The sequence below is a fragment of the Parabacteroides sp. CT06 genome, assembly GCF_002257605.1.
GTDB classification, from domain to species: domain Bacteria; phylum Bacteroidota; class Bacteroidia; order Bacteroidales; family Tannerellaceae; genus Parabacteroides; species Parabacteroides distasonis.
Window position 1 is genome coordinate 4,110,990 of sequence record NZ_CP022754.1, and the last position, 13,756, is coordinate 4,124,745.

Below are 13,756 nucleotides of genomic sequence, written 5' to 3' on the forward strand. Positions count from 1 at the left end.
GTTATTTAACCCTTACTAATTGACCGTTCACGGCATAGATGCCCGAAGAAACCATGATCCGCCGGCCGTCCGTAACCTCGCCACGATAAGCGACCTTGCCATTCATTCCGATGATCACCACGTCCATAGGCTCCGGCGTGTGGATCACGATAGCGCCACGATCGGTAGTCACGTAATAACCATCTACCGGCTCGATCGTCTGGTTACCCGTAACCACGCCATCGCCGATACGTAAAGAGCGAAGCGTACTCAATGTCTTGGCGTCTGTCAAGACAAAGCTTTGGAAAGGCTTGATCTCCGGATTTGCCTCTTGCTCGAAAGAGGTTCCATCCGTTGTCAATATATAAGCAGATTGTTTCAAGGTAATCGTAAATGTATTCGGATTCGAGCACATCAAGAAAGTACCTGTTTCAGTTGGAGCGGCAGGTTCTTCCAAAGTCTTGAATTCAAAAGCTCCTTCAGAAGAGATCGTATAGGTATCGCCATTAGCCGCCCAAAGACCAGCCATGCCAAAAGTACTCTCATCCACCACGAACTCCGGAGTCTTGTTATCCTTCAGCCTAGCGAACCAGATACCATTATCAACATTTTGAGCACTTGGAGCCGAGATCTCCTCCTCCGTAGAGTTCTTGATCACGGCAGAGGCTAATGGCATTCCTAACGCCTACCACTCAGTACCGGAGAGATCCGGAGAGAAACGAAGAGACTTAGTGGTCACGCTTCCTGTTTGATCCGCAAGATTTGACTTTATTTGCGCACCTTCTCTCATGGTAACGGTATCTAAAGACATTGGAACAGACAACGTCAAAGTCGCGCCATCCAAGACGGTGACCTTTTGATTTGGATGCGGAGTGGCCCAGACCGTATCTTCCGAAATCGTTACCATCTTATAGATTAAGGTACCCAAAGCGACATCCGAATAATATGGGAAATAATCTACAGATCCGTTCGGTGCCCTGCTTTTATCAATCAAGGCAGAAAAATCCGGATTATCACTTCCCCAATAATTATTCGGCGCAACAACCGTTCCCTCTAAATTATTGGGACGAATGGAATATACATATGTCTGGTCGCCCGGGTACATCTTATTATATTGGAATGTTACACCATCCTCAACTTTCACGACACAATTATGGAACTCATTTGATTCAACGACATTCGAGCCGTCATTCTTCGCTACCGAAATATCACTATCCGTAAAAACATTATTCTTGACCATAGCGTTAAGTCGTCCCGCTGAGATCAACAAATTCTTATCATATACATTAAAAGTACTGTTATGAACCAACAAGGTCGCATCTTTAAGAGTACTACCCGGTTCCGAATATAAACCTGTTTGGAGTAGCTTATCCTCAAAAATACAACTATCAATCTCCACCGTACCTCCACCGACAAACAATGCTGTTGGACGATTCGAGCCATCCGTTGAACTCTTGAAAGAAAGATTCATCAAAGTCACCTTATCCGCAGAGATACAAGCTATGGAAGAACCCGTATACTTCTTCGTTCCTTTAATAATCGTTTTTCCATAAACTCCCTTTATCCGGACATCAGCGGTAGTGACATTGAAACCCGCATGTTCTCCCGCCGGAACAGAAATCGTCTCTCCCGCTACCGCATTATCAATCTTATTCTGAATATCTGGCTCTCCATAACAAATAAGACCCGAGGCCGGATCATAAACAGTTCCATTGATCGTCAGCTTGTCGTATTTTTTCGCCTCCTTTTCGCGATGTGAATAGACCCAGTTCTCTCCCTCCTTGCCATTCAATGTAGAATTGTTGATCGTTATCGTATTATCCGCAAATTCCGACTTATCATCCGTTCCACTCCAACCTAGCCGAATAACTCCGGCATGTAAATATCCGTTACTTCCATCCGGGAGATTATTCGTTCCTTCCAAAGAAGACAACGTACAACCTGTAAATGTGATCGTATTTCCATACGAACGTATATCCGTAGCCGTAGCTTGGGTAGCATTTATCAAAGGATCTAATCCATCTACCGCTCGCAACTCGCAATTCGTGAAATCAGCTGTAACTCCGTTGTATTTTTCCTGAAGAATAACAGCTCCATAACTATTGCTTTTCCCATTCAGAAGAGTCCTACTGATGAATGTCGCGTCTTTCGCCGTTATCCGGGTATTCGTATTAGCTAATGTACCATCACTTGGACTCATACTTCCGGCTGATGTCATGATCGCCCCCCATGCGGTAAAGGTTCCTCCCGTAATATCTAAGACTTGCTCTTTATTCCGTAAGCCTATTCCATAATAATTGACATCGATATCCGTATTCGTCAAGCTTAACTCCGCTCCCACTGATTCCATACGGACACCTACGGCAGCGGTTTGAGCGGTAACCGCACCACCATCTAACTTACAATTGGTTAACTTTACGATATTCTTGCCCGTTCCAATCATGCCAATAAGCCCATGCGCAGAGGAATTATCTGTTCCTTTTAAGGTCATGTCGCTTGCGGTCAATGTAACTGAACCGGTGGATGGTGAATTAACGAAAATATGTCCATTTACAATTGTCTGACTTTGCCCAGCTCCTTGAAGCGTGATTGATTTATCCAGAGGCAGCGTCATTGGTAAAGTATATTCTCCTTCCGGGAAAATCACTTTATCCCCCTCCTCTAAAGTCGTATTCGTCAATAATACGTCTAAACTGGATGCCGCATTGTTCAAAGTCCCGTTCTTATGAATCGAGACAATGCAAGGCTTCTCGTTTTCAGCCTTAAACTCAACATATTCAACCCCTAAAACCTCCAAATTTGTTCCTGCATCATCAAAAAATAATGTAGGAGCATATTTGTCATTCTTGGATTGGATTAAAGCCTTAGAGCCATCGGTGGATGTAAACGTCCAAGTACCGGAAGTATTCTTACGGACATCAGCCACACACATATAGGTGATGGGGCTATCTATCGGTGCTTTATTCTCTGAAACGATAGAACTTTTAGAGTCCATCGTCATAGTCAAATTTTGACAATTATCCAAAACGACAGTTCCAAATCCATCACTTGGCCCATTTTGGTAAGAACGTCCATACAAATGAGTATTAGAGATCGCTACATTATGCGGGTAGGCTTCATTTACTAAATCACCTCTTAGAAAAAGTGCGGCCCAAGCAGTTACACTGGAATTGTCGATAGTTATATTTACGGCATTTGTGTACCCCGCTTGGTTGATGGCGAATATTGCATAATAATTCACATCCACTACAGAATTCCTTATATTATAGGTTACCGGATTAGTATTATCAGTTCCTCCCACCCATGAGCAAATGCCGATCACGTAAGGATATAAACTTTTAGCCGAAGGCCCCTCCATCTTACTTCCTATAAAATTGAGTGTATGGCCTCCACCATCACGAAACGCAAGTCCTCTTTCAAAACCATCAGACATATACATACGGGAGTTAATAAAGTTTACGGTGTTCTCATTTACTGTTAATTGAGATACTATACCGAAACAAGCCCCGGAACCACTATCACCCGTTCCCCGACCCTCTATCGTTATCTTACTCTCACTGAAAGACACTGTCGTTTTAGAGGATTTAATATCGACAACTCCTCGTCCAGTCGATGTTTTTGCTGTTAGATGTACCTTTTGGAAAGACACATTCCCTCCGTTTGTTAGCCCAATATCTACCGGAGACTTAATTGTAACTGTTGAGGTATCACCTTCACCAATGATAGCCAATGATGATTTGGTGATAAAATAAGGAGCTGCATTAGCCGAGTATACCCCTTCAGGTAACAATATGATCACACTATCTAATGAAGATAATGCCGCATCAGACAATGCTGTTTCCAAGTTTGTCTTGTAAATGGGTGAACCAGCTGATGATCCATCACCATCTGTTCCTACAGCCACTTTGTAGTATGTAGGGATCATTTGTCCCCACCCCACACTTGCACCCACCATAAAGACGGCGAACAAAAAAAGTAGTCTTCTTTTCATACGATTAATTTTTATAAGTTAGTAATATTCAATTATTTAAAACATTTACCCTATATTCATAAACTCTGTAGTTTCCTGCATATCAGTCTTCTCATAATCATCATTTACAAGCAGTTATGCGAAATCATCGGTTATAAAACGACTAGTCTAAACGATCGTTTTATTCTGGCGTTTTATTGAATTCAACGCATAAGCGTCCATATTTACGTTTATGCGTTGATAATCAAATTTTAAAAGTTTCTCTGGATTTTGTTTTATTCAAAAATATAGCCTATCTTTAACGCCTAGAATAAACGATCGTTTAGACTAGGCGTTTTTATCTATTACAGAATACTTATAGATCAAATATTTTTACGTAAACAAAATTTTCTACCATAAAAACTTTATATCATCACAAGCTATAAGATTCTCTTCTTAAAGCATGTGGAATAGCATAACTAACCAAATATCAGACTGCAACTATACATAATTGAGATAAAAGGAATTCTACAATATTGATTTTATGAAAACATCTACAATATCTACCACTACGCCATGTATGCTTTATAAATCAAAGCATTACATATAGGTTGTAGATAGCCTGACATCTACAATTATCATTCAACATCTACCACTTATACTTGACATTGATACTTTTTCTTTGCATTGGATAAGAAAACGTGTTATTTTTGAAAGACATTTCCCTTAGGGGAACAAAGAGTTTCTCCTAGAGAAAACTAAAGTTTCTTCTAGGGAAAACTAAAGTTTCGTAAGCACAAAACAAAAGTTTTCCGCTATGAAAACTTTTGTTTTATGCCTAAAAAAACTATAAATACCTATTATTCAATACATTAAATAAGTACACAAGGTATACAAATAACCAAGCAGGCAACCTGTTGGCATACCCTCGCAGAACGAGTAATGTGGTTAGCGAATAGTGAACGGCTGCATTTAGTGGTTGAAAAGCAGTAAATAGTGGTAGATGCAAGCTGATAGTGGTAGATGTTTATTATCTACCACCATTCAACAAATTTCTTATAATTAGATACTTATATAGATAATGGCAGATATGGTAGATGATTTAGTTTTTTCATTTCATACTCAAGGTACTGCTTCGGAGAATGGGACAAGCCATAGAATACTTGCTAACTATACCTCTGCGGGAAATCGACTTGAACAGCGAGCTTAAAACAAAATCCCAGATATTAACGAAGATTCCTATATTCGTCAATGTAAGTACCCCAATTGGGTTGTGAAAGGCAGAAAAGCTGCCTACTTCCCGTCTGTTTACTATAAGATTTATGGAAAAGAACTTAAAATGTATGTGGCACAATGATTTTTACGCTGCCTTTTCGATAATTAATTGTAAATTCGCATTTGAAAAATCTTCAAAAATTCAAAGGTCATATGACTAACGAGTATTCTTTAGATAGTACGACTCTTAAGCAGCGCATAATAGCAATGCCAGAAGATCGTATTTTGTTTCGCTCCGACTACCCTGAATATCACACAGAATTCGTGGGTAGCATTTTGTCCGAGTTAACGGCAGAAGGAATCCTCGTAAAAATTGCTCAAGGAATATATGCAAAGCCAAGAAAGAGCCGTTTCGGAGTGGTACTACCTTCTGTTGATAAGATTGTGCAGGCTATCGCAACTCGTGATAATGCAGAGGTATTACCATCTGGTATGACTGCTTTGAACGTATTAGGACTGTCAACTCAAGTACCGATGAACTATACGTATTTGACTACTGGTAGTGAAAGAACAATCAAATTGTCAAATCGGAATGTGATATTGAAACGTGGAGTTCCTAAAAATTTTTGCTATTCCACTCGTCTTATTTCGTTACTTGTGCAGGCTTTAAGGACATTGAAGAAAGAAAATGTCAGACAGGGGGAATTACAGACAATACGACAGTTGATATCAAAAGAACCAGACAAGGCCGCCTTAATGGGGGATGTTGATATGATGCCTGCATGGATGAAAAGAATTGTTAAACCGATGCTTAATGTTTAAAGAGAAAGGATTTATGGGAAAACTATGGCTTAATAACGAATTGATCGATCGCTTGGCTATGTTGCAACAGACAGAGATAGAACATCTTGGTATCAATCAAGTGGCAATAGAAAAAGATTGGTGGGTAACTGCCACTTTAAAAGCATTATTTCAAACAGATTATCATGAATCGTTGATATTTAAGGGAGGCACATCCCTTTCTAAAGGATTCAATATTATTGAGCGCTTTTCTGAGGATATTGACTTGGCTATAAGCCATTCATTCTTTGGTATAGAAAAGACAAGTAAAAATCAACGTGAGAAATTGCGTAAAATAGCTCGTGCATATATACATAACACGCTTTCTTTTCAATTAGATGCCAAATTGAAGGGAATGGGTATTACAGGCTATAGCATAGAAAATGTGACAAAAGTACAGGACAAGAATGGAGAATGGCGTCCGATAGATTCAGATAAGGATCCTACGGTCATTCTTTTACATTACCATTCTATTGTTGAAGATATAATAACCTACATTCCTCCACGTGTAAAGATTGAAATTAGCGTTCTATCTATGGATGAACCAACAGAGTTGCGAGACATTCATTCTTTGATAGAAGAAAGCTTTGAAGGTGAAGATTCCGATTCAAACTGCAAGGTAAAGACAGTTGTACCTACTCGCACTTTCTTGGAGAAGTTGTTTTTACTTGCAGAGGAGTTTCAAAAGGAGAAGCCACGAAGTGTACGTATGTCACGACATTTGTACGATTTAGAAAAACTTATGGATACTAAATATGGACGTGAGGCTTTGTCTGACATTTCCTTATATAATACCATAGTGGAGCATCGTAAGGCATACTACGCCCTGAAATATGTCAATTATGACCACCACAATCCTAAGACGATTAATTTCATGATTCCAGAGTCGGAAATGGAAGTATGGAAAACAGATTATACAGACATGCGACGTTTCTTCATCTATGGAGAATCTCTGGAGTTTGATACACTGATGCAAAGAATGAAAGAATTACAAGAACAAGTTAGAAGCATGAGATAGCTCATGCTTATGTCAACAACCTAATTCTCGTCTATCAATCATTTAAAGAACAATATATATGCTCTATCATTATACATCTTTTGACGCATTAAAAAATATCCTTCGATATGCTAAATCCCAGGAGCAAATGTGCTTCTGGGCTACAAGGTATGACTGTTTTGCAGATACCGATGAATTTAAGTTGGGGGTTGAGACCATAAGGAGGTTGTTGCCAGAGATGGAAAAGGAACTGCAGCCAGATCGGCAGATTGCGCCTCTGTTTGATTGGAACGAGATTAAAGATAATAAGAATCTCCCTTATCCCTATATTGTGTCATTCACTTCACGAACAGACAATGACTACATGTGGAAAAAGTATGCAAAAACGGATGGGGTGGTTATGGCAATTGACGATACACAATATGTGCCGGTTCCTGATGCTCCCATGATTAGGCTTGTATCATGTATTTATACTGATGATAAGTCTGACGATAAGTTGGTCGATATGCTGCACAAGGAATATACCAACATAGGATATGGCCTTCTTGGAGGTCCGCAAAAGAATATGGCTTTCAGATTACTCAAGGGCTATCCTCAGTTTTTCGTCAAACTGATAGCCATGGGTTTGCTCTCTCTCGCTGCTCCTCGCATCAAAGGGGCGAAGGATTATTGGATGGAAGAAGAAACTCGTGCTATCATCCCAATACCTGTTTCCGATTATCAATCTCTTATCAAAGGGTATGGCGATGAAATGATAAAGTTGGGACTGTCTCCAGCTGAGATATCTAAAATCGTCGCTAATGAATATGTTCGCCAACGAGATGATGGCTCAACGGTGTATTATCGAGAGATGCATCTGACTGTTGATCTCCTCAAAGGAGTGTATGTACGAAATACTGAAACAAAGAAAAAAATAGAAATATTCTTAAGAAATATGGGATTGACAGTTCCAGTAAGGCAAGTATAAACTTTATTATCATTTTTTCTATTCTAAAAAACATGACAGATAGCATAAAATATGGAGACTTGGTGATGAACCAAGGAACTTCAAATCACTTTCAAAGTAGTACTGACTTTGAGAAGAATCTAAATTTGCTGAAAGATAAAATCTGGGAATTCTTTAACTTGAAGAATGTTAATTTTCTATTTGGCTCCGGTACCAGCAATGGGGCTATCCCTACCATTGCCAAGCTATATACCTCGTTGGAATTTACCCATGAGGAAGAAAAAACAGAATCCGAGTTCAATATTATTGCTACAAAATGCTAAGATAATCTCGAATAAGGAATGAAAAGAACACATATGAAAATCCTGCTAAGTTTACTATGCTGTGTCGGTGTATTCACCCTATCAGCACAAAGTCGTTATTTCAAAGAAAGCGCTTCATGGCTTCAAAAGAGTGAGGCCTGCAAGCCAGTGTTAACCTATACGGAACATAAGCCGGTCAAACGGGTCACTTCCATCAAAGACGCGTCAGCCTACCAAGGTTGGCGCATGCGGGACGAAGGAAGCACGGATCTGTTATTCAATGAGTCCCTGAAGAAACATCCATCGGTTATAGTTGACTTCGGTGAGCATCTGACGGGTTATTTGGATTTCTCGCTCAAGCTCCTTAGCCAACAGGTTTCGGACGCTCCGGTACGTATCAAATTCACGTTCGCCGAAGTTCCCTCGGAATTGAACACGCCTTTCGATCCTTATCCGGGCGGTTTGTCAAGGGCTTGGCTACAAGATGAGGTGATGACGTTAATGACCGTACCCATCGAGGCCTCCATCCCCAGAAGGGTGTCTTTTCGGTATCTCAAGATAGAGTTGCTAGGCGCTTCCAGTTTCGATTTCGCCTTCGACAAGCTAACGTTCCGTGCGCAGACATCGGCTAAGACGGCTCCATTGCCACTGGCTTCCACGACCGATCCCTTGATCCGTAAAATCAATGAGGTAGGATTGCTTACATTAAAAGAATGTATGCAGACCGTCTATGAGGATGGCCCGAAACGGGATCGCCGGTTATGGATCGGAGACTTGTATCTGGAGGCGCTAGCGAACGCATGGTCGTATAAAAACCACGACTTGACGAAACGTTGTCTCTATTTATTAGCGGCTCTAGCCAATGATGAAGGACTGCTGCACGCCACCGTATTGGAGACACCGACCCCTCATCCGCAAAACGGTACGCATTGCTTGGACTATTCCCTGCTGTATAACGTAGCGTTGCTGGAATACCTGAAAGAGACCGGAGACAAGGAGGTCGCCTTGGACTTATGGCCGGTAGTGGTCCGCCAAATAGAGATGGCCTTGCGTCAATACTCGGACGATTGGATCTACGATATGCAAAAGAAGCCGATTTATTGGTTGGTATTCGACTGGAAAGATAATTATGATCGCCAAGCATCCATGCAGGGACTTACGGCATTCTCATTAGAGAAAAGCTATGAGCTAGCTAAAATGCTGGGAAAAGAGAAGGAGGCTAGAGATTGGCCTCGTATCGCCGGCCAGATAAAGAAAGCCGCCCGGAAAACATTCTATGACCAAAAGAACGGGGTGATCGTAAGCGGCCCTAACCGTCAGGTGTCTTACCTATCACAAGTGTGGATGGTCCTATCGGAGACGCTTACCGCCAAGGAAGGAGCAAAAGCGATGGCCACCGTCCTATCGATGCCCGACGCATGCTATCCGGGATGTCCGTACGCTTATCATTATGTAATGGAAGCCTTGTTGAAATGTGGAATGCGGCAAGAGGCCCGTTCACTCTTAACCAGTTATTGGGGCGGCATGGTGAATAAAGGAGCCGATACATTCTGGGAGGTATATGATCCGAACAATGACGAATTATCACCTTACGGATTTTTCCCGATCAATAGTTATTGCCACGCATGGAGTTGCACGCCGGTTTATTTCATCAACAAATACCCGGAGATATTCCAAAGATAGAAGATAATAAGAGAAACGCCAATATCGCTCGAAATGGAACGTATTGGCGTTTTCTTTTTCTTATTCCTCCACAGGTTCCCCGAACAGGGTAGCCGAGGAAGCCTTATGGATCTTGACTTTTATGAATTGACCTACATGATAGTTCTTCTTATCAAAGATGACCACCTTGTTTTGGCTGGTTCGTCCGAACAACTGCTCACGGGAACGTTTCGAGAATCCTTCTATCAGAACCTCGAAAGTCTTGCCTATATCCCGCAAGTTACTTTCCTCGGACAACTTATTTTGCAAATCGATCATACCTTGCAAACGGCGTACCTTCTCTTCTTCCGGTACATTATCCTCCAAATGGCTAGCGGCATATGTACCCGGACGTTCGGAATATTTAAATAAGAAAGCACTATCATATCCCACTTCACGCATCAAGGATAAAGTCTCTTGATAATCCTCCTCGGTCTCGGAATGGAAACCGCAGAATAAATCAGTCGAGATAGCGCAATCCGGTACGATACGACGGATCGCCGCTATACGGTCCAGATACCATTCACGAGTATATTTACGATTCATGACCTTCAAGATGCGACTGCTGCCGGATTGGGCAGGCAGATGGATAAACTTACAGATATTGTCGTTTGCGGCAATCACACGTAAGGTATCATCGCTCATGTCCTTCGGATGGGAGGTCGTAAAACGAATTCGCATATCGGGAACCTCTTTCGCCACACGATCCAACAAGATCGGGAAGGTTATGGTCTCACCTTCTTTCTCGAAAGAATAGGAGTTTACATTTTGTCCCAACAACGTAACTTCCTTAAAGCCTTTCTCATGCATATCCCGTATCTCATTCAAGATACTCTCGATGTCCCGGCTACGCTCGCGTCCTCTTGTATAAGGTACGATGCAATACGTACAGAAATTATTACAACCGCGCATAATAGACACGAAACCGGAGATATGTACGCCCGGTAACTTCAAAGGAATAACATCCTTATAGGTCTCTTGGGTAGAAAGCTCCACGTTGATCGCTTTCTCTCCGTGCTCTACCGCTCCCACCAAGTTCGGCAAGTCCAGATAAGAATCCGGTCCTACCACCAAGTCGGCATGATGCACATGGATCAGGTCTTCCTTCACTCGTTCGGCCATACATCCCAATACACCGACAATTAATGACTTCTTTTTCCGTTTTAAAGACTGGAAATACTGTAGCCGCCCATAGATTTTCTGTTCGGCGTTGTCGCGTACGGAGCAAGTATTCACGAAGATGGCATCCGCCTCCTCGATATTCTCCGTCATACTATAGCCATCCATCTTCATGATAGAAGCTACAACTTCGCTGTCCGCCACATTCATCTGACAGCCGTAGGTCTCGATAAACAACTTTCGTTCATCGCTTTGGGTAGCGGATTTTAAGTCCACACCGTTTTCTTGATTTACCATACTATATGTTAATAGAATTTAAATAAGCAAGATTCTTAAAAATAATTACGCAAACGCTTGCATAGTTCGAATCCCACCGTTATATTTGCATTCGAAAAACGTAAATTTTTTCATAGTTAAGGTTTTGGTTAAATCGAATAAGGGTGGCTGTGAAGTTACCCTTATTTACTTTTATACCTATCTGATGTTTTATATACTCCCATCTTTTCACTTCTCAATTATTCTTCTTACATTTGGAGGTGCAAAAATAATCAAAGTTTATGGATAACGTAGGAGATTGGTTATATATTGTTTTCCTGATTATCGCCGCCGTCAGTGGCTTATTCAGTTCGAAAGACAAAAAGAAGAAGAGTCGCCCCGATATATTGGGGCAACCCGACAGGGAAATTGTGCCTAATGACCAGCCTACAGAAGGAAAAGGCTTCTGGGAGATATTGGAGGATATGCAAAAGGAAACGCAAAAACCTAAGCCCGCTCCCCGACAAAAGCAGGTAAAGTCAAAGGTTGAGAAACCGCAAGTCGTAACCTCATCGCCTGCCTCATCTCCATTCCTTTCCGCCGAGAAGAATATCCCGAATCATATCGCGACCCAGCCATCCGTAAGGATGAGTGCTATCGAGGAAGAACCGGGGCTTATGCCAGAAGATACCTTCAGAGACATCGAGGAATTGAAGAAAGCGATCATTTGTGCGGAGATTCTAAACCGGAAGTATTAATTTACGCCACACTTATATTCGATTCAGCGTAATTTTATGTAAGTTTGCGCCCGAAATATTGAACAGTAAGTATTTACCTAAAAACATAAAAACTAATTATCATGGCATTAAAATTTATTACAGCTGAAGAAGCCGCATCTTATGTGCATCATAATGACAATGTAGGTTTCAGTGGTTTTACACCCGCAGGATGCCCGAAAGTCGTTCCCGGAGCTATCGCCCGGAAGGCAGCGGAAGAACACGCTAAAGGTAACCCTTTTCAAATCGGTATGTTTACCGGCGCTTCTACTGGTGATAAGCTAGACGGAGAGTTGGCTCGCGCTAACGCCATCAAATTCCGTACACCGTACCAATCTAACAAAGACTTACGTGCCGCATTAAACGCTCATCAGGCACAATATTTCGATTTGCACTTGTCTGAATTGGCACAAAGCTTGCGTTACGGATTCTTGGGTAAGATTGATGTCGCAATCGTAGAGGCTGCCGATGTTACTGAGGATGGTGAGATCGTTCCGACTTCAGGTGTTGGTATCTTACCTACTATCTGTCGTATGGCAGACCGTATCATCGTTGAGTTGAACTGCCGTCACCCGAAAGAAATCCGCGGTATGCATGATATTTACGAGCCGGCTGATCCTCCTTTACGCCGTGAGATCCCTATCTACACTCCTTCTGACAGGATCGGTAACGATTGTGTAAAAGTAGACCCGGCTAAGATCGTTGGTGTGGTAAGAACCGATGAGCCGAATGAAGGTGGAAAATTCTCTCCGCTGGATGATGTTACGATGGCGATCGGTAAAAACGTTGCGGACTTCTTGGTTAGCGAGATCAAGGCCGGCCGTCTTCCGAAAGAATTCGTTCCATTGCAGAGTGGTGTAGGTAACGTGGCTAACGCAGTCTTGGGCTGCATGGGAGCTAATGAGTCTATCCCCGCATTCAATGTATATACTGAGGTTATTCAAGATGCGGTTATCGAATTGATGAAACAAGGTCGCGTTAAATTCGCCAGCGGTTGCTCTTTGTCCGTAAGTAATGAGGTAATCCGTGAGATCTACGCAAATCTCGATTTCTTCAAGGATAAGATATTGCTTCGTCCGCAAGAGATCTCTAACAATCCGGAGGTTGCCCGCCGTTTAGGCTTGATTGCTATCAATACGGCTTTGGAGGCTGATATCTTCGGTAATATTAACTCTACGCACGTATCCGGTACTCGTATGATGAATGGTATCGGTGGTTCCGGCGACTTTACCCGTTCGGCTATGTTATCGATCTTCACGACTCCGTCTACAGCGAAGGAGGGTAAGATCAGCGCGTTCGTACCGATGGTATCTCACTTGGATCATAGCGAGCACTCCGTGAAGATCATTATCACGGAATATGGTGTAGCGGACTTACGCGGTAAATCTCCGATCCAACGCGCTCGTTGCATCATCGACAATTGTGTTCATCCGGATTACAAACCGTTATTGGAAGAATACCTCGCTATGGGTATCAAGGGACATACGCCTCAAAACCTGAAATGCTGTTTCGCTTTCCATGAGGAACTAGCGGCCAGCGGCGATATGCACAATGTGGATTGGAGCAAGTATAATAAGTAATACAAACATATTACAGGCATAATTCATAGGGCATGGGTTCAACCGAACTCATGCCCTATTCTCATAGCAGACAATGCGTAATACATTTGTAATAATT

Annotated in this window: 8 protein-coding genes and 1 pseudogene; 7 read left to right on the forward strand and 2 right to left on the reverse strand. The window is 42.1% G+C overall.

Annotation, left to right across the window (positions count from 1 at the left end):
* Nucleotide 1: 1 nt before the first annotated feature.
* Nucleotides 2-3,970 (reverse strand): annotated as a pseudogene (locus tag CI960_RS18280) (hypothetical protein).
* Nucleotides 3,971-5,356: 1,386 nt separating this feature from the next.
* On the opposite strand from CI960_RS18280, the gene CI960_RS18285 reads away from it, so the two are divergent.
* From CI960_RS18285 to CI960_RS18305, 5 genes are read left to right on the forward strand one after another with little or no spacing between them, the layout of a single operon-like run.
* Nucleotides 5,357-5,965 carry a DUF6088 family protein gene (locus CI960_RS18285; RefSeq protein WP_005853894.1) on the forward strand — a complete coding sequence of 203 codons (609 nt, stop codon included), beginning with the start codon at nucleotides 5,357-5,359 and terminating at the stop codon, nucleotides 5,963-5,965.
* A 13-nt stretch (nucleotides 5,966-5,978) separates the two neighbouring features.
* Nucleotides 5,979-7,001 (forward strand): nucleotidyl transferase AbiEii/AbiGii toxin family protein, encoded by a 1,023-nt coding sequence (locus tag CI960_RS18290; protein WP_005853892.1) that lies wholly within the window; start codon nucleotides 5,979-5,981, stop codon nucleotides 6,999-7,001.
* A gap of 58 nt (nucleotides 7,002-7,059) precedes the next feature.
* Nucleotides 7,060-7,947, forward strand: a complete 888-nt coding sequence (locus tag CI960_RS18295; protein ID WP_005853890.1) for a hypothetical protein — start codon at nucleotides 7,060-7,062, stop codon at nucleotides 7,945-7,947.
* 32 nt (nucleotides 7,948-7,979) lie between these two features.
* Complete coding sequence (locus CI960_RS18300; RefSeq protein WP_005853888.1) at nucleotides 7,980-8,249, forward strand: hypothetical protein; 270 nt, start codon at nucleotides 7,980-7,982, stop codon at nucleotides 8,247-8,249.
* Between the two features lie 18 nt (nucleotides 8,250-8,267).
* Nucleotides 8,268-9,911 (forward strand): family 78 glycoside hydrolase catalytic domain, encoded by a 1,644-nt coding sequence (locus CI960_RS18305; RefSeq protein WP_005853887.1) that lies wholly within the window; start codon nucleotides 8,268-8,270, stop codon nucleotides 9,909-9,911.
* Between the two features lie 60 nt (nucleotides 9,912-9,971).
* Here CI960_RS18305 and miaB read toward each other — a convergent pair whose 3' ends face one another.
* Nucleotides 9,972-11,345, reverse strand: coding sequence for a tRNA (N6-isopentenyl adenosine(37)-C2)-methylthiotransferase MiaB (gene miaB / locus CI960_RS18310; RefSeq protein WP_005853885.1), 1,374 nt, complete (start codon nucleotides 11,343-11,345; stop codon nucleotides 9,972-9,974).
* 260 nt (nucleotides 11,346-11,605) lie between these two features.
* Here miaB and CI960_RS18315 point away from each other — a divergent pair, with 260 nt between their 5' ends.
* Together CI960_RS18315 and CI960_RS18320 are read left to right on the forward strand one after the other, a co-directional pair.
* Nucleotides 11,606-12,061 carry a hypothetical protein gene (locus tag CI960_RS18315; protein WP_005853883.1) on the forward strand — a complete coding sequence of 152 codons (456 nt, stop codon included), beginning with the start codon at nucleotides 11,606-11,608 and terminating at the stop codon, nucleotides 12,059-12,061.
* A gap of 101 nt (nucleotides 12,062-12,162) precedes the next feature.
* Entirely contained in the window at nucleotides 12,163-13,659 is a 1,497-nt protein-coding gene (locus CI960_RS18320; protein WP_005853881.1) for an acetyl-CoA hydrolase/transferase family protein, read from the forward strand.
* The last annotated feature ends 97 nt before the right edge of the window (nucleotides 13,660-13,756 follow it).